Origin of the sequence: unidentified bacterial endosymbiont, from assembly GCF_918797525.1 — a bacterium.
Lineage (GTDB): Bacteria > Pseudomonadota > Gammaproteobacteria > Enterobacterales > Enterobacteriaceae > Enterobacter.
In genome coordinates this window covers 3,324,690-3,339,583 of record NZ_OU963893.1, presented here as the reverse complement: position 1 = coordinate 3,339,583, position 14,894 = coordinate 3,324,690, and the positions used below count along the sequence as shown (strand labels likewise).

Sequence of the window (14,894 nt, the reverse complement as noted above, 5' to 3'; positions counted from 1 at the left end):
TTGGAGAAGCCCAATGGCTCACCACGCACGCTGGACGATGTCGCAAGTTACTGAATTATTCAACAAACCTTTCCTGGAACTGATGTTTGAAGCGCAACAGGTGCATCGTCAGCACTTCGACCCGCGCCATGTTCAGGTCAGTACGCTGCTGTCGATCAAAACCGGCGCCTGTCCGGAAGACTGTAAATATTGTCCCCAAAGCGCGCGCTATAAAACCGGTCTTGAAGCCGAGCGGTTGATGGAGGTCGAGCAGGTGCTTGACTCGGCACGTAAGGCGAAAAACGCAGGTTCAACCCGTTTCTGCATGGGGGCCGCGTGGAAGAATCCGCACGATCGCGACATGCCCTACCTTGAACAAATGGTGAAAGGCGTTAAAGAGATGGGCCTGGAGGCCTGCATGACGCTGGGCACGCTGAATGAAGAACAGGCGCAACGCCTCTCGTCGGCAGGGCTGGATTACTACAACCATAACCTCGACACCTCACCGGCGTTTTACGGCAATATCATCACCACCCGTACCTATCAGGAGCGTCTCGACACGCTGGATAACGTGCGTGATGCGGGCATCAAGGTCTGTTCTGGCGGCATTATCGGCCTTGGCGAGACGGTAAACGATCGTGCCGGGCTACTGCTCCAGCTGGCAAACCTGCCGACGCCACCGGAAAGTGTGCCGATCAACATGCTGGTGAAGGTCAAAGGCACGCCAATGGCGGACAACGAGGATGTGGATCCGTTTGACTTCATCCGTACCATCGCGGTGGCGCGCATCATGATGCCGACCTCCTTCGTGCGCCTGTCTGCCGGTCGTGAGCAGATGAGCGAGCAGACGCAGGCCATGTGCTTTATGGCCGGGGCAAATTCCATTTTCTACGGCTGCAAACTGCTGACGACGCCCAACCCGGAAGAGGACAAAGACGTGCAGCTGTTTCGTAAGCTGGGGTTGAACCCGCATCAAACAGCAGTGACGACGGGGGATAACGAGCAACAGCAGCAGCTGGAGCAGCAGATTTTCAACGCCGACACCGAACAGTTCTACAACGCGGCCGCCGTATGACCTGGCAACAACGTATTGATTCCGCCCTGCAGGCACGCCGTGCGGCGGCGGCTTTTCGCGTACGTCAGGCGGTGGAAAACGGGGCAGGCCGATTTCTCACTCGGGAGGGGCGGCGGTTTTGTAATTTCTCCAGTAATGATTATCTGGGGTTAAGCCAGCATCCGGCCATCGTGCGGGCCTGGCAGCAGGGGGCGGATCGCTACGGCGTGGGCAGCGGCGGTTCAGGGCATGTCAGCGGCTACACGACGGCGCATCAGGGGCTTGAAGAGGAGCTTGCCGGCTGGCTGGGTTATGCGCGTGCGCTGCTGTTCATCTCGGGCTTTGCGGCTAATCAGGCGGTCATTGCTGCGATGACGGACAAAGATGACCGTATCATCGCCGATCGCTTAAGCCACGCTTCGCTGCTCGAAGCGGCTAATTTAAGCCCGGCTCAACTGCGACGCTTTGCCCATAACGATGTCGCGCAGCTTTCTGCCTTACTTGATAAACCCTGTGTCGGGCAACAGCTGGTGGTAACCGAAGGCGTCTTTAGCATGGACGGCGACAGTGCGCCACTGCGAGCGCTGCATGACGCGGTGAAAAAACAGAATGGCTGGCTGTTGGTTGATGATGCCCACGGAACAGGCGTGACGGGGGATGAAGGGCGCGGCAGCGCGCATCAGCAAAACGTGAAGCCGGAACTGCTGATTGTCACCTTCGGCAAAGGCTTTGGCGTGAGCGGTGCGGCGGTGCTGTGCAGTGATTCGGTCGCTGACTATCTGCTGCAGTTCGCCAGACACCTGATTTACAGCACCAGTATGCCGCCCGCGCAGGCCGTGGCGCTGTCTGCGTCGGTGGCGATTATTCGCAGCGCCGAGGGGGCAGAGCGGCGGGAGCGTCTGTCTGAACACATTCAACGTTTACGTCGGGGTTTACACGCTTTGGCGCTGCAGCGTACTGATTCGCAAAGTGCTATCCAGCCTGCGATCGTCGGGGATAACGCCCGGGCGCTGGCGCTGGCCGGTGCCCTGCGCGCGCGCGGAATATGGGTTACTGCCATTCGTCCGCCCACCGTGCCGCCGGGTACGGCTCGCCTGCGTCTGACGCTTACGGCAGCGCACGATACCCAGGATATCGATACGCTGCTGGAGGCATTGCATGACGCCAGTTGATAAGCAGGCCATCGCTGCGGCGTTTGGCAGGGCCGCCCGCAGCTATTCACAGCATGACGAACTGCAGCGCCAGAGCGCGCAGGGACTGCTGGCTACATTGGGTAAGCGCCGCTTTGCGCAGGTGCTTGACGCTGGTTGTGGCCCCGGCAGCAATAGCCGCCACTGGCGCGAGGAGGGGAGCGAGGTTACAGCCATCGATCTTAGTGCGCAGATGCTCGAGCAGGCGCGTCAGCAGCAGGCGGCGGATCATTATCTGCTGGCCGATATCGAAGCGATCCCGCTGGCGAATGCGCAGTTCGATCTGGTCTGGAGCCACCTGGCGGTGCAGTGGTGCAGCAGTTTACCGCAGGCGCTTGGCGAGCTGTATCGTCTGGCGCGTCCCGGAGGCTGTGTGGCCTTTACTACGTTGCTGGAAAGTTCGCTGCCGGAGTTAAACCTGGCATGGCGTGCGGTGGATGAACAGCCGCATGCCAACCGCTTTTTATCACACCACCAGGTTATCCAGGCGCTTTCAGGCTGGCGCTATCGCAGCGCGGTGCAGACCATCACGCTTAACTTTAGCGATGCCCTCAGCGCCATGCGCTCTCTGAAGGGCATTGGCGCGACACATCTGCATGCCGGACGGGTGAGAAAACCGCTCACCCGCGGGCAACTACAGCGCCTGGAGCTTACCTGGCCGCAGCCGCGGGGATATTTCCCGCTCTCTTATCACCTTTTTCATGGGATTATTGAACGTGACTGAACGTTATTTTGTCACCGGCACGGATACGGAAGTGGGCAAAACGGTCGCCAGCGCCGCGCTGCTGCAGGCTGCCCGTTTGCAGGGGAAAATCACCGCCGGATATAAACCTGTCGCTTCCGGCAGCGAGATGACGGCGCAAGGATTACGCAATAGCGATGCGCTGGCGCTACAGCGTCACAGCACGCTTGAACTGGACTATCCGGCGGTGAATCCGTACACCTTTGCCGAGCCGACCTCACCGCATATCATCAGCGCCGATGAAGGCAGGCCGATTGATTTTAGCCTGTTGTCTGCCGGGCTGCGCTCGCTGGAAAGCCAGGCTGACTGGGTGCTGGTAGAAGGCGCAGGCGGCTGGTTTACCCCGCTTTCAGACCATCACACCTTTGCCGACTGGGTGCAGGCCGAACAGCTCCCGGTGATTCTGGTCGTCGGGGTGAAGCTCGGTTGCATCAACCACGCTATGCTAACGGCGCAGGCCGTGCAACAGGCCGGGCTGCGCCTGGCAGGCTGGATAGCCAACGACGTGGTCGCGCCGGGGAAACGCCACCCGGAGTATCTGTCCACGCTCAAACGGGTTCTGCCCGCGCCGTTCCTGGGGGAGATCCCGTGGCTGGCCGAAGGGGCAGAACAGGCCGAAACCGGGCGCTACCTCAACCTCAGCGCCTTGCATCCCGCGACATCCAGTGAGCGATAAGCCCATCATCTAATGCGTTGACGTGGCCCTGCGCCACGTTGCGTCCGCAGTACAGCATGCAGAAACGATCCGCGAACCGGCGGATAAACGAAAGCTGTTGTTCCGCCAGCAGCACTGTCATCCCCCATTCCCGGCTTAACCGCACCAGCAGTTGTCCAAGCTTCTGAGCATAACTGTGCCCCGCGCCATGCATCGGCTCATCAAGGATCAGCACGCGCGGGCGGGTAATCAGCGCATTTGCCAGCGCCAGCTGATACTGGTCGTCAGGCAAAAGCCCGTTGGCGCGGGTTTTTCGTAGCGTATACAGGAGGGGAAACAGGTCATAAACCTCGAATTTCGCCGTTGCATCTGTCATGCCGGTTGCGCGCATCGCAATATGTAAATTCTCCTCGACGGTAAGCTGGGAAAAGATCCGCCTGTCCTGTGGCACATAGCCAATACCCAGCCGGGACCGCTGCTCCGCAACCATGCTCAGCAAGTTGCAGGGGGACGCTCCGGCCTCATGCCAGACGATGGTTCCACTCTCCACGGGCAAAGCACCGGTGATGCAGTTCATCAGGGTGGTTTTGCCCATGCCGGGCAAACCCACCACCCCGGTGCATAAGCCCTGGGGTAAATCTAAATCGACATTCCATAGCGTATGTTGGCTTCCGTAAAACTGATTAATAGCACGCAGACTCAACATCTTTCTCTCCTTAAACGGGTGTGGGTAAGGCCCAGGGTGAGAAGTGCAAAACGCCTGCCAGAACACTAAAATGATTAAAAATGAGATTTTTTTAGGAATTAATCCCAGTCTCACCCCGCCGGGAAGACCCTGTTGCACAACCACAGTGCCGCAATGGTCAGGACGTGGTGCAAACGTGGATCTGTGATTAAGATCTCACCGGGTGGCTAAAAATGGCTCAACAAAAAATCATCGAAAAATCACGATAAATATTTTTTGCTCACGTCTCGTGGGAAAAACCGGGAATTAGCCGAGGTACGGTCCGTACGGGCTGGAAGCAGTTATCCACTATTCCTGTGGATAACCATGTGCATTAGAGTTAGAAAACACGCGATAAGCTAGAGAGTACGCGGGTTACGCGTGAATTGATGCGAAAGGCGGCTTTTGAAAATATCTTTTGCTAATTAGCGAGTTAGATAAAAGCAATTGCTGTCATGAAACGGTCATGGATTGCCAGAAAACTCTCATGACACAGCTTGACAAATGTTAATAATGGAAATCTTCTGGGGATAACCCGCCGAGGCTGGTGTTTTATAGGGGCACAGTCCACATTTTCACCGCAAATGCGCTAAATATTCGTGTGCTACGCTAAATATCCTGACATGATACTGGTTTTTTATCCAGTATTTTTTACTGGCAATCCTGGCCACAACGCGTAAAATTACTCACCTGCCGCTTTTTACGTCATCAGGTTGTCGCCCATGAGTAAACCGTTCAAATTGAATTCTGCATTCCGTCCTTCAGGCGATCAGCCTGAGGCTATCCGTCGTCTCGAAGAGGGGCTAGAAGATGGGCTGGCACACCAGACGCTGCTGGGCGTGACCGGCTCGGGTAAAACCTTCACCGTCGCCAACGTGATAGCCGATCTACAGCGCCCTACAATGGTACTGGCGCCGAACAAAACCCTGGCCGCGCAGCTGTACGGCGAGATGAAAGAGTTCTTCCCGGAGAACGCGGTGGAGTACTTCGTCTCCTACTACGATTACTATCAGCCTGAAGCCTATGTCCCGAGTTCTGACACCTTTATTGAGAAAGACGCCTCGGTGAACGAGCACATCGAACAGATGCGTCTGTCAGCGACCAAAGCGCTTCTGGAACGTCGTGACGTGGTGGTGGTCGCCTCGGTATCCGCCATTTACGGTCTGGGCGATCCGGATCTTTATCTGAAGATGATGCTGCACCTGACCCAGGGGATGATCATCGACCAGCGCGCAATCTTACGACGTCTCGCAGAGCTGCAGTACACCCGCAACGATCAGGCCTTCCAGCGCGGCACGTTCCGGGTGCGCGGTGAAGTTATCGACATCTTCCCGGCTGAATCGGACGATATGGCACTGCGCGTTGAGCTGTTTGATGAAGAGGTGGAACGCCTGTCGCTGTTTGACCCACTGACCGGACACATAGAATCGGTGATTCAGCGTTTCACCATCTACCCGAAAACCCACTACGTCACGCCACGCGAGCGTATCGTGCAGGCGATGGAAGAGATTAAAGTCGAGCTGGCCGATCGCCGTAAAACGCTGTTGGCGAACAATAAGCTGCTGGAAGAGCAGCGCCTAAGCCAGCGAACGCAGTTCGATCTGGAGATGATGAACGAACTTGGCTACTGCTCGGGCATTGAAAACTACTCTCGTTACCTCTCCGGGCGTGGTCCGGGCGAAGCGCCCCCGACGCTGTTTGATTATCTCCCGGCAGATGGCTTGCTGGTGATCGACGAATCCCACGTCACGATCCCGCAGATAGGCGGTATGTATCGCGGTGACCGGGCGCGTAAAGAGACGCTGGTCGAGTATGGTTTCCGTCTGCCTTCGGCGCTGGATAACCGCCCGATGAAGTTTGAAGAGTTCGAGGCGCTGGCCCCGCAAACCATCTACGTATCGGCAACGCCGGGCAAGTATGAGCTGGAGAAATCTGGCGATGAGGTGGTCGACCAGGTCGTGCGACCGACCGGGTTACTCGATCCTGTCATTGAGGTGCGTCCGGTTGCGACGCAGGTGGACGATCTGCTGTCGGAAATCCGCACTCGTGTTGCCATCAACGAGCGCGTGCTCGTCACGACGCTGACGAAGCGGATGGCGGAAGACCTGACCGAATATCTTGAAGAGCACGGAGAGAAGGTGCGTTATCTGCACTCGGATATCGACACCGTAGAGCGTATGGAAATCATTCGCGACCTGCGTCTCGGCGAGTTTGACGTGCTGGTGGGGATTAACCTTCTGCGCGAAGGTTTAGATATGCCAGAGGTGTCGCTGGTGGCGATCCTGGATGCTGACAAAGAGGGCTTCCTGCGTTCCGAACGTTCATTGATTCAGACCATTGGCCGCGCCGCGCGTAACGTTAACGGTAAGGCGATTCTGTACGGTGACAAAATCACGCCGTCAATGGCGAAAGCAATTAGCGAAACGGAACGGCGTCGCGAGAAACAGCAGAAATACAACGAAGAGCATGGCATCACCCCGCAGGGCCTGAACAAGAAGGTAGTGGACATTCTGGCGCTGGGGCAGAACATTGCGAAGACCAAAGCGAAAGGTCGCGGCAAGGCACGCCCGGTGGTGGAAGACGATGCTGTCGTGCTGACACCGAAAGCGCTGCAGCAGAAAATCCACGAGCTGGAAGGGCAGATGATGCAGCATGCGCAGAATCTGGAGTTCGAAGAGGCGGCGCAGCTCCGCGACCAGTTACATCAGTTGCGCGATTTGTTTATTGCCGCATCCTAGGTAAAAGCAACAGGGTTGCTAAGGCGTGTTTTCTCCCGCAACCACAGGGAGTGGGAGAAAACGTCTATCCTAATGCCTGAATCGCCTTTTCTAGCGCTTCACGCAGCAGGTGACGGTCATGGCGATATTTAACATCGCTCGCTTCCAGCGGCTCCTGCACCACCACGCGATCGCCCATATCGGATACATCCACTTTCGGCCCCACCACCACGGCGTCGATAATTTTTTTACCGACGTACTGCTCCATCAAACTCAGTTTGTCGGCCAGCGACAGGCTTGCCGCCGCCGGGCTAAGTTCGCGCCCTAAATTGCCGATGTATACCATTGGCGCGGGCGTTCTGCGCAGCGCCTGCGCCAGTTCCTTAATCAGCAGAATGGGCATCAAACTGGTGTAGAAACTGCCGGGCCCGATCAGGATCAGATCCGCTTCAGCGATAGCCTCAACCGCTTCGCGGGTGGCGGGAACGATCGGGTAGGTCATCAGCTCTGTAGGCGGCAGGATCAGCTGATCGATATTCATCTCGCCGTAAATTTCATGTCCTTCGGCGTCAATTGCCATTAAATCGACCGGTTGCTCGGACATAGGGATCAGGAACGCGTCCACTTTGAGCAGATTACGTATTAAATTAATGGCTTCCAGGGGCCTGACACTCAGGTGATCTAATGCCTTTAACATCAGATTTCCAAGGTTATGGCCGGAAAGTTCGCCATTACCGCCAAAACGATATTCAAACATGGCTGAAGCGACACTGGGTTCGGTAATTAACTGGTTCAGACAGTTACGCATGTCACCCCAGGCAATTCCACCTTCCGCACGCCGGATCCGACCGGTAGAGCCACCGTTATCGGTCGTTGTTACTATCCCTGTCAGCCTTGAGCCAAGCGACGACAAAGAGGACATTACTCTGCCCAGACCGTGGCCTCCGCCCAGAGCGACCACGCGGTCAAGATCCGCAAAAGTGCGATTACGCATACACATTCCTTATCACGTTCCAACGGCGTAACAGTAACCCAACTCCCCCTAAAAGACGATGCCCCTCCCTGCGCTTAATGATGTATATCAATGCGAAAGCCCAGGTTTTAGGTATTCTGTTGCGAAAATGCACGATAATGCCGCTATGTATGTATTTATATAGCGAAAAGCGATCGTGGCGAAGTGCGTGATTCCGCGCTACTATCGCCACAACCACGTTTTCACATTTGAAAACATACACTCTAGCCCTGGCGCCTGTGTCGGAAGATATGGCGCCCTGGCCGTGGCGGATTTGCCACCAGGGTACAGAAAGAAATGACTGTGCCTCCCGTATCTGGAAAGGTGTACATGGCTTCACAACTTACTGATGCTTTCGCGCGTAAGTTTTTTTACTTGCGTCTGTCGATTACCGATGTGTGTAACTTTCGTTGCACCTACTGCCTGCCCGATGGCTATAAACCGGGCAGCGTCACCAATAACGGCTTTCTCTCCGTTGATGAGGTGCGCCGCATCACGCGCGCCTTCGCCGATCTTGGCACGGAAAAGATCCGTCTGACCGGCGGAGAACCCTCTCTGCGTCGGGACTTTACCGATATCATTGCCGCTGTCCGTGAAAACGCGCGGATCCGCCAGATCGCGGTCACCACCAATGGGTATCGCATGGCACGCGACGTGGCGAACTGGCGTGAGGCAGGCCTGACGGCGATCAACGTCAGCGTGGATAGCCTGGACGCCAGGCAGTTTCACGCCATTACCGGTCAGGACAAGTTCCGCCAGGTAATGGAGGGCATTGATGCAGCATTTACTGCTGGTTTCGATAAAGTCAAAGTCAACACGGTGCTGATGCGTGATGTAAATCACCACCAGCTCGATACCTTCCTGACGTGGATCAAGCCTCGCCGTATCCAACTGCGTTTCATTGAGCTGATGGAAACCGGCGAAGGCATTGAGCTATTCCGGCGACATCACCTCTCCGGCATGGTGCTGCGCGATGCACTTTTAAGGCGCGGCTGGATCCACCAAATCCGCCAGCGCAGCGATGGCCCGGCCCAGGTCTTTTGTCACCCGGATTATGAAGGGGAAATCGGCTTAATCATGCCTTATGAAAAAGACTTCTGCGCCAGCTGTAATCGCCTTCGCGTCTCCTCTGTCGGTAAACTACATCTGTGCCTGTTTGGCGATGGCGGCGTTGATCTTCGCGATTTGCTGGAAGATGATGCTCAGCAGGACGCGCTCGAAGCGCGCATTTCAGACGCCCTGAGGCATAAAAAACAGACCCATTTCCTCCATCAGGGTAATACCGGAATTACTCAGAATCTGTCATACATTGGCGGGTAAACAGGCATAAGAAGGAATCAGAAGATGAGTCAGGTCAGCGCTGAATTTATCCCGACACGTATTGCTATTCTTACCGTTTCTGAGCGTCGTGGTGAAGAGGATGATACCTCCGGGCACTGGCTGCGCGAGGCGGCTCATGAAGCCGGACATCACATTGTGGATAAAGCTATCGTAAAAGAGAATCGCTACGCCATTCGGGCCCAGGTCTCTCAGTGGATTGCAGGCGATGCAGTACAGGTGGTGTTAATCACGGGCGGCACCGGCTTTACCGCAGGGGATCAGGCGCCAGAGGCGCTTATTCCGCTGTTCGACCGTGAAATAGACGGTTTTGGGGAAGTGTTCCGTATGCTCTCCTTTGAAGAGATTGGCACTTCTACGCTGCAGTCGCGCGCCGTGGCCGGTGTCGCGAATAAGACGCTCATTTTCGCTATGCCTGGCTCGACGAAAGCGTGCCGCACCGCGTGGGAAAATATCATCGCGCCGCAGCTTGATGCCCGCACCCGTCCGTGTAATTTCCATTCTCATGTAAAGAAGTGAGCTATGTCGCAACTGACCCATATTAACGCCGCAGGCGAAGCACACATGGTGGATGTCTCCGCCAAAGCAGAAACCGTGCGCGAGGCACGCGCCGAAGCGTTCGTCACTATGCTGCCGGAAACACTGGCGATGATTATCGACGGCAGCCATTACAAAGGCGATGTCTTTGCTACCGCGCGTATTGCCGGTATTCAGGCGGCAAAACGTACCTGGGAGTTAATCCCGCTGTGTCATCCGCTGATGCTGAGTAAAGTGGAAGTAAAGCTGCTGGCGCAGCCAGCGCATAACCGCGTGCGTATTGAGTCGCTCTGTCGCCTGACCGGTAAAACTGGGGTCGAGATGGAGGCCCTGACGGCGGCGTCTGTTGCTGCGTTAACCCTCTACGATATGTGCAAAGCGGTGCAAAAAGACATGGTGATTGGCCCGGTTCGCCTGCTGGCGAAAAGCGGCGGCAAATCGGGTGATTTTCAGGTGGATAGCCATGATTAAGGTTCTCTTTTTTGCCCAGGTCCGCGAGCTGGTTAATACCGATAGCCTGACGCTTGATGGCACGTTTGTAAACGTGGCTGCGCTGCGTGCGCATCTGGCTGCGCAAAGCGACCGTTGGGCGCTGGCGCTGGACGAAGGCAAGCTGCTGGCTGCCGTTAACCAGACGCTGGTGGACTTCAATCATCCGCTGACTGAAGGGGATGAAGTGGCCTTCTTTCCGCCGGTCACGGGGGGCTAAGATGGCTGAAACCCGAATACTGGTCACTCCCGAGCGCTTTAGCGTGGGTCGCGAGTATGAATGGCTGGCAGAGCGCGACGAAGATGGCGCGGTTGTCACTTTCACCGGTAAAGTGCGCAACCACAACCTCGGCGACAGCGTCAAAGCCCTGACCCTGGAACACTACCCGGGCATGACTGAAAAATCGCTGGCCGGGATAGTGGCAGAGGCGCGGGATCGCTGGCCGCTTGGACGAATAACGGTTATCCACCGTATCGGTGAGATGTGGCCCGGCGAAGAGATTGTCTTTGTTGGCGTGACCAGCGCCCACCGCGGTAGCGCGTTCGCCGCAGGGGAGTTCATTATGGACTACCTTAAAACCCAGGCGCCTTTCTGGAAGCGTGAAGCGACGCCGGAAGGGGAGCGCTGGGTGGAAACTCGCGACAGCGACAAACAGGCGGCCAGCCGGTGGTAACAGGTTTATAGTGATGTGTTAATCTTAACGTATGTGTTTACTTAACCAGGAGTGAATCATGGACCGATTTCCGCGTTCCGATTCGATAGTACAGCAGACCCGTAGCGGCCTGCAGACGTATATGGCTCAGGTCTATGGCTGGATGACGGTGGGCCTGCTGCTTACCGCATTTATTGCATGGTATACCGCAAACACGCCGGATCTGATGATGTTTATCTTTTCCAGCAAAATGACCTTCTTTGGGCTGATCATTGCTCAGCTTGCGCTGGTCTTCGTTCTTTCGGGCATGGTGCATAAGCTCAGTGCCGGAATGGCAACCACGCTGTTTATGCTCTATTCGGCACTGACCGGTTTGACGCTGTCCAGTATCTTCATCGCCTATACCTACTCCTCCATCGCCAGCACGTTTGTGGTCTCCGGGGGGATGTTTGGCGCGATGAGCCTTTACGGCTACACCACCAAACGCGACCTGAGCGGTTTCGGCAGCATGTTGTTTATGGGGCTGATCGGTATTGTGCTGGCCTCGCTGGTGAACCTGTGGCTGAAAAGCGAAGCGCTGATGTGGGCTGTGACCTATATCGGGGTGCTTGTCTTCGTCGGGCTAACCGCCTATGACACGCAAAAACTGAAAAATATTGGTCAACAGATAGACGTCCGCGACGCCTCAACGCTGCGCAAATACTCGATTCTGGGCGCATTGACGCTGTATCTGGACTTTATCAACCTGTTCCTGATGCTGCTGCGTATTCTGGGCAACCGCCGTTAAAACAGTCCCTCTCCCCTTTGGGGAGAGGGACGACCTGCACGGAATCACTTCGCCATCGCCTTCTCATTTTTTGCCCGCAATTTCTTCGCCCGACTCTCCAGCAGCAAATAACAGACTGTCGCCAGCGCCAACGGCAGGAAGTAATAGAGCATGCGATACGCCAGCAGGGCGGCGATAATCGTACCCTGAGAAACGTGCTCTCCGGCGAGCAGGGCGATAAACACCGCTTCCAGCACGCCGATCCCCGCCGGAATATGGACAATCACCCCCGCAATACTGCTCACCAGCAGCACGCCCAGCACGAAGAAGTAATTCACGTCTTCGCCAATCAACAACCAGATTATCGCGCCCATCGCCATCCAGTTGGCGCTGGAGACCACCATCTGTAGTACCGCGAACTTCCACGAAGGCAGTACCAGCTTTTGACCTTTGATGGTCATATGGCGGCGTTTGGCAAAAGCACAGCCCCACAGATAGACCGCGACGATCAGCAGCAGCACAAGACCCAGAAACCGCAGCGTGATTTCATCAATATACCAGTGGGCAGGCAACTGCACGACGCCGATGGTGAAAATTACCCCGCCGAGCAGAATATAGCCCAGCCAGTTGGTGGTGATGCTCAACGAGAAAATACGGGTGATGGTCCCGCCCGGCAAGCCAAGGCGGGAATAGAGTCGGTAGCGCATGCCAATGCCGCCGACCCAGGTGCTGAGCGTCAGGTTGAAGGCGTAGCAGATAAACGATACCAGCATCACCTGTCGCTTTGCCAGCTTATGGCCGCAGTAAGCGCGTCCCAGCAGGTCATAGCAGCCGTAAATCAGGTAGCTGACAATGACCAGACCAGCCGCGCCCAGCAGCACCATCCGGTTATAGTTGCGGATAACCTTCCACACCTCTTCCCAGTCGACCTTTTGCGCGTAAACCACTAACAGCACCGCGACGGCAATAAAAAAGAGCCAGGTAAGGATTTTCTTCGCCAGACGCCAGCGGGGATGCGATTTTGCCATCAGGTTTTCCCTCCATCTTCCGCTTCAACGCGGTCCTGGGTTTCTAGTTCGGGTTGGACGGGCGGCTCCACCTGCGCGAGTTTCGGCGTGTGGGCGGGTAGCCAGCCCACCATGGCCGGGAAGTGACGCAGGAAGTGGAATACCACTACGCCAATGCCCAGGTTCCACCAGGTCCGTTTGGGGACCATCGATTCATCGACCCGCACACAGTCGTTGTCGATCAACCCCTGAAGGTTATCGCGCAGAGTGTGGTTGAACTGACGATCGTGGATGATCAGGTTCGCTTCCAGATTAAGCGACAAGCTCAGCGGATCGAGATTGCTGGAGCCAACCGTCGCCCAGTGATCGTCCATCAGCGCGACCTTGCCGTGCAATGGGCGGCGGCGATATTCGTAGATCTGCACCCCGCCTTTCACCAGATAGTTGTAAAGCAGGCGCGCGCCGACCTTCACAATGGGCATATCCGGTTCACCCTGCACAATCAGCTTCACGCGCACGCCGCGCCGGGCAGCATTGCGCATCGCATGCAGAATACGGTAGCCCGGGAAGAAATAAGCGTTGGCGATAATCACCTCGCGCTTCGCATTCGCCAGCATCTTCAGGTAATGACGTTCTATGTCGTCCCGGTGTTCGCCGTTATCCCGCCAGACAAACAGTGCCTGCGCTTCGCCTGGCTGACGGTTCTCTTCCGGCCGATGGCGACGCTTCCACCAGCGGCGAACGGCCTCTTTGCCCGGCAGGTTTTCCAGTTCGAAAAGCAGGATATCCTGCACCACCGGCCCTTCAATGCGAATGGCGTAATCCTGCTTGGCTTCAGGCCCATAGTCGGACATATGTTCGGCGGAGTAGTTAATGCCGCCAACAAACGCCACCGTCTCATCCACGACGACAATTTTGCGATGCATCCGGCGGAACAGGTTGGTGCGCATGCCAAAAAGTCGCGGACCCGGGTCGTAATAACGAAAAACGACACCGGCAGCGGTGAGTTCGTTGACAAACGCATCGCTGAGATCCGGTGAACCATAGCCATCCAGCAATACTTCGATTTGAATGCCGCGAAGGGCGGCACGCAGCAGCACGCTATGCAACTGTTTACCGACGTCATCTTCAAACCAGATGAACGTCTCAAGGATCACTTTCTGCTGTGCGCGGCTAATGGCCTCAAAGACCGCCGGATAATAGTTATCGCCATTTTCCAGAAGCGTAATTAGATTCCCTTCCTGCCATGAACATTTCATAAGTGGATCTCCGCGCTGAGCGGGGCATGGTCTGATAGATGTCGCCAGTTGAGTAACGCCAGCGCGGTTGGGCTGCTGGCATGAGCATTTTTCACATAGATGCGGTCAAGTCGTAGCAAGGGGAAGCGCACCGGGAATGTGCGCGCGGGGCGACCGTGTGCGCGGGTGAAAATCTCCTCCAGCCCGGCGTTGACCCTCAGCGGATGGTTGGCTCGCTGCCGCCAATCGTTGAAATCTCCCGCGACGACTACGGGTTCGCCCTCGGGCAGGGCGTTTGTCCAGTCGGCCAGCATCCGGAGCTGCGCCTGACGGTGTGCTTCCCGCAGGCCAAGATGGACGCAGCCAACGTGAACGGGAAATGCAAGCCCGGGCGGGGTGATTCGGCAATAGAGCAACCCCCGCTTTTCGCTTTCCCCAACGGAAACATCCCGGTTCTCATAATGTTCGATAGGAAAACGCGACAGGACCGCGTTGCCATGATGCCCCTCCGGGTAGACCGCATTGCGCCCGTAGGCGTAATCACTCCACATCGTATCGGCCAGAAATTCATAGTGCGGCGTGTCGGGCCAGTTTTCAACGTGCATGGGATGAACGTCGTGGGCGCCCATCACCTCCTGGAGGCAGACGATATCTGCTTTGACGGTACGTACCGCATCGCGCAGCTCCGGTAAAATGAAGCGGCGATTAAATGCTGTGAAGCCTTTGTGAATATTAATCGTCAGCACTTTAAGTGAGAAATGCTGCGTTTTTGTGGCCATAAACACCTTCCTGG

Annotated in this window: 16 protein-coding genes and 1 riboswitch; of the genes, 11 read left to right on the top strand and 5 right to left on the bottom strand. The window is 56.3% G+C overall.

Annotation, left to right across the window (positions count from 1 at the left end; all coding sequences use genetic code 11):
- Positions 1–13 precede the first annotated feature (13 nt).
- From bioB to bioD, 4 genes are read left to right on the top strand one after another with little or no spacing between them, the layout of a single operon-like run.
- Complete coding sequence (bioB, locus tag NL510_RS15870) at positions 14–1,054, top strand: biotin synthase BioB (RefSeq protein WP_253378077.1); 1,041 nt, start codon at positions 14–16, stop codon at positions 1,052–1,054.
- A complete protein-coding gene (gene bioF / locus NL510_RS15865) occupies positions 1,051–2,205 on the top strand; it encodes an 8-amino-7-oxononanoate synthase (protein WP_253378076.1) in 1,155 nt (384 codons plus the stop codon). Before bioB ends, bioF begins: the two co-directional genes overlap by 4 nt.
- The gene (gene bioC / locus NL510_RS15860; RefSeq protein WP_253378075.1) at positions 2,192–2,947 is read left to right on the top strand and encodes a malonyl-ACP O-methyltransferase BioC; all 756 of its coding nucleotides are present in this window, start codon (positions 2,192–2,194) and stop codon (positions 2,945–2,947) included. The genes bioF and bioC overlap by 14 nt, the downstream gene beginning before the upstream one ends.
- A complete protein-coding gene (gene bioD / locus NL510_RS15855; protein ID WP_253378074.1) occupies positions 2,940–3,641 on the top strand; it encodes a dethiobiotin synthase in 702 nt (233 codons plus the stop codon). Before bioC ends, bioD begins: the two co-directional genes overlap by 8 nt.
- Here the strand turns inward: bioD and NL510_RS15850 are convergent.
- On the bottom strand, positions 3,604–4,326 hold the full coding sequence (locus tag NL510_RS15850; protein ID WP_253378073.1) for an ABC transporter ATP-binding protein: 723 nt from the start codon (positions 4,324–4,326) through the stop codon (positions 3,604–3,606). The two genes, bioD and NL510_RS15850, sit on opposite strands and share 38 nt — an antisense overlap.
- 740 nt (positions 4,327–5,066) lie before the next feature.
- On the opposite strand from NL510_RS15850, the gene uvrB reads away from it, so the two are divergent.
- Positions 5,067–7,082, top strand: a complete 2,016-nt coding sequence (uvrB, locus tag NL510_RS15845; protein WP_253378072.1) for an excinuclease ABC subunit UvrB — start codon at positions 5,067–5,069, stop codon at positions 7,080–7,082.
- A gap of 64 nt (positions 7,083–7,146) precedes the next feature.
- On the opposite strand, the gene yvcK is transcribed toward uvrB, so the two are convergent.
- Positions 7,147–8,055: a uridine diphosphate-N-acetylglucosamine-binding protein YvcK gene (yvcK, locus tag NL510_RS15840; protein WP_253378071.1), complete on the bottom strand. Its 909-nt coding sequence runs from the start codon at positions 8,053–8,055 to the stop codon at positions 7,147–7,149.
- A 226-nt stretch (positions 8,056–8,281) separates the two neighbouring features.
- Positions 8,282–8,416: riboswitch (molybdenum cofactor riboswitch) on the top strand.
- Here yvcK and moaA point away from each other — a divergent pair.
- The 6 genes from moaA (at position 8,404) to NL510_RS15810 (ending at position 11,877) form a co-directional block, all read left to right on the top strand.
- Complete coding sequence (gene moaA / locus NL510_RS15835) at positions 8,404–9,393, top strand: GTP 3',8-cyclase MoaA (RefSeq protein ID WP_253378070.1); 990 nt, start codon at positions 8,404–8,406, stop codon at positions 9,391–9,393. (Overlaps the previous riboswitch by 13 nt.)
- Positions 9,394–9,417: 24 nt before the next feature.
- Complete coding sequence (gene moaB / locus NL510_RS15830; RefSeq protein ID WP_253378069.1) at positions 9,418–9,930, top strand: molybdenum cofactor biosynthesis protein B; 513 nt, start codon at positions 9,418–9,420, stop codon at positions 9,928–9,930.
- 3 nt (positions 9,931–9,933) lie between these two features.
- Entirely contained in the window at positions 9,934–10,419 is a 486-nt protein-coding gene (gene moaC, locus NL510_RS15825; RefSeq protein WP_253378068.1) for a cyclic pyranopterin monophosphate synthase MoaC, read from the top strand.
- Positions 10,412–10,657: a molybdopterin synthase sulfur carrier subunit gene (gene moaD, locus NL510_RS15820; RefSeq protein ID WP_253378067.1), complete on the top strand. Its 246-nt coding sequence runs from the start codon at positions 10,412–10,414 to the stop codon at positions 10,655–10,657. Before moaC ends, moaD begins: the two co-directional genes overlap by 8 nt.
- Position 10,658: 1 nt before the next feature.
- Positions 10,659–11,111: a molybdopterin synthase catalytic subunit MoaE gene (gene moaE / locus NL510_RS15815; protein ID WP_253378066.1), complete on the top strand. Its 453-nt coding sequence runs from the start codon at positions 10,659–10,661 to the stop codon at positions 11,109–11,111.
- A 58-nt stretch (positions 11,112–11,169) separates the two neighbouring features.
- Complete coding sequence (locus NL510_RS15810; protein WP_253378065.1) at positions 11,170–11,877, top strand: Bax inhibitor-1/YccA family protein; 708 nt, start codon at positions 11,170–11,172, stop codon at positions 11,875–11,877.
- A 44-nt stretch (positions 11,878–11,921) separates the two neighbouring features.
- Here the strand turns inward: NL510_RS15810 and NL510_RS15805 are convergent, their stop codons facing one another.
- The 3 genes from NL510_RS15805 to NL510_RS15795 are packed head-to-tail and all read right to left on the bottom strand — an operon-like array spanning position 11,922 to position 14,880.
- A complete protein-coding gene (locus NL510_RS15805; RefSeq protein ID WP_253378064.1) occupies positions 11,922–12,884 on the bottom strand; it encodes a lysylphosphatidylglycerol synthase transmembrane domain-containing protein in 963 nt (320 codons plus the stop codon).
- Positions 12,884–14,122, bottom strand: coding sequence for a cardiolipin synthase ClsB (clsB, locus tag NL510_RS15800; RefSeq protein ID WP_253378063.1), 1,239 nt, complete (start codon positions 14,120–14,122; stop codon positions 12,884–12,886). Before clsB ends, NL510_RS15805 begins: the two co-directional genes overlap by 1 nt.
- On the bottom strand, positions 14,119–14,880 hold the full coding sequence (locus tag NL510_RS15795; protein WP_253378062.1) for an endonuclease/exonuclease/phosphatase family protein: 762 nt from the start codon (positions 14,878–14,880) through the stop codon (positions 14,119–14,121). Before NL510_RS15795 ends, clsB begins: the two co-directional genes overlap by 4 nt.
- Between the last annotated feature and the right edge of the window lie 14 nt (positions 14,881–14,894).

Bases quoted from the DNA above. Each gene is read 5' to 3' on its own strand.
- moaD (WP_253378067.1), top strand. From the start codon at position 10,412: ATGATTAAGGTTCTCTTTTTTGCCCAGGTCCGCGAGCTGGTTAATACC.
- NL510_RS15810 (WP_253378065.1), top strand. From the start codon at position 11,170: ATGGACCGATTTCCGCGTTCCGATTCGATAGTACAGCAGACCCGTAGC.
- NL510_RS15805 (WP_253378064.1), bottom strand. From the start codon at position 12,884: ATGGCAAAATCGCATCCCCGCTGGCGTCTGGCGAAGAAAATCCTTACC.
- uvrB (WP_253378072.1), top strand. From the start codon at position 5,067: ATGAGTAAACCGTTCAAATTGAATTCTGCATTCCGTCCTTCAGGCGAT.
- moaC (WP_253378068.1), top strand. From the start codon at position 9,934: ATGTCGCAACTGACCCATATTAACGCCGCAGGCGAAGCACACATGGTG.
- bioC (WP_253378075.1), top strand. From the start codon at position 2,192: ATGACGCCAGTTGATAAGCAGGCCATCGCTGCGGCGTTTGGCAGGGCC.
- moaA (WP_253378070.1), top strand. From the start codon at position 8,404: ATGGCTTCACAACTTACTGATGCTTTCGCGCGTAAGTTTTTTTACTTG.
- bioB (WP_253378077.1), top strand. From the start codon at position 14: ATGGCTCACCACGCACGCTGGACGATGTCGCAAGTTACTGAATTATTC.
- moaE (WP_253378066.1), top strand. From the start codon at position 10,659: ATGGCTGAAACCCGAATACTGGTCACTCCCGAGCGCTTTAGCGTGGGT.
- NL510_RS15795 (WP_253378062.1), bottom strand. From the start codon at position 14,880: ATGGCCACAAAAACGCAGCATTTCTCACTTAAAGTGCTGACGATTAAT.
- moaB (WP_253378069.1), top strand. From the start codon at position 9,418: ATGAGTCAGGTCAGCGCTGAATTTATCCCGACACGTATTGCTATTCTT.
- yvcK (WP_253378071.1), bottom strand. From the start codon at position 8,055: ATGCGTAATCGCACTTTTGCGGATCTTGACCGCGTGGTCGCTCTGGGC.
- bioF (WP_253378076.1), top strand. From the start codon at position 1,051: ATGACCTGGCAACAACGTATTGATTCCGCCCTGCAGGCACGCCGTGCG.
- NL510_RS15850 (WP_253378073.1), bottom strand. From the start codon at position 4,326: ATGTTGAGTCTGCGTGCTATTAATCAGTTTTACGGAAGCCAACATACG.
- clsB (WP_253378063.1), bottom strand. From the start codon at position 14,122: ATGAAATGTTCATGGCAGGAAGGGAATCTAATTACGCTTCTGGAAAAT.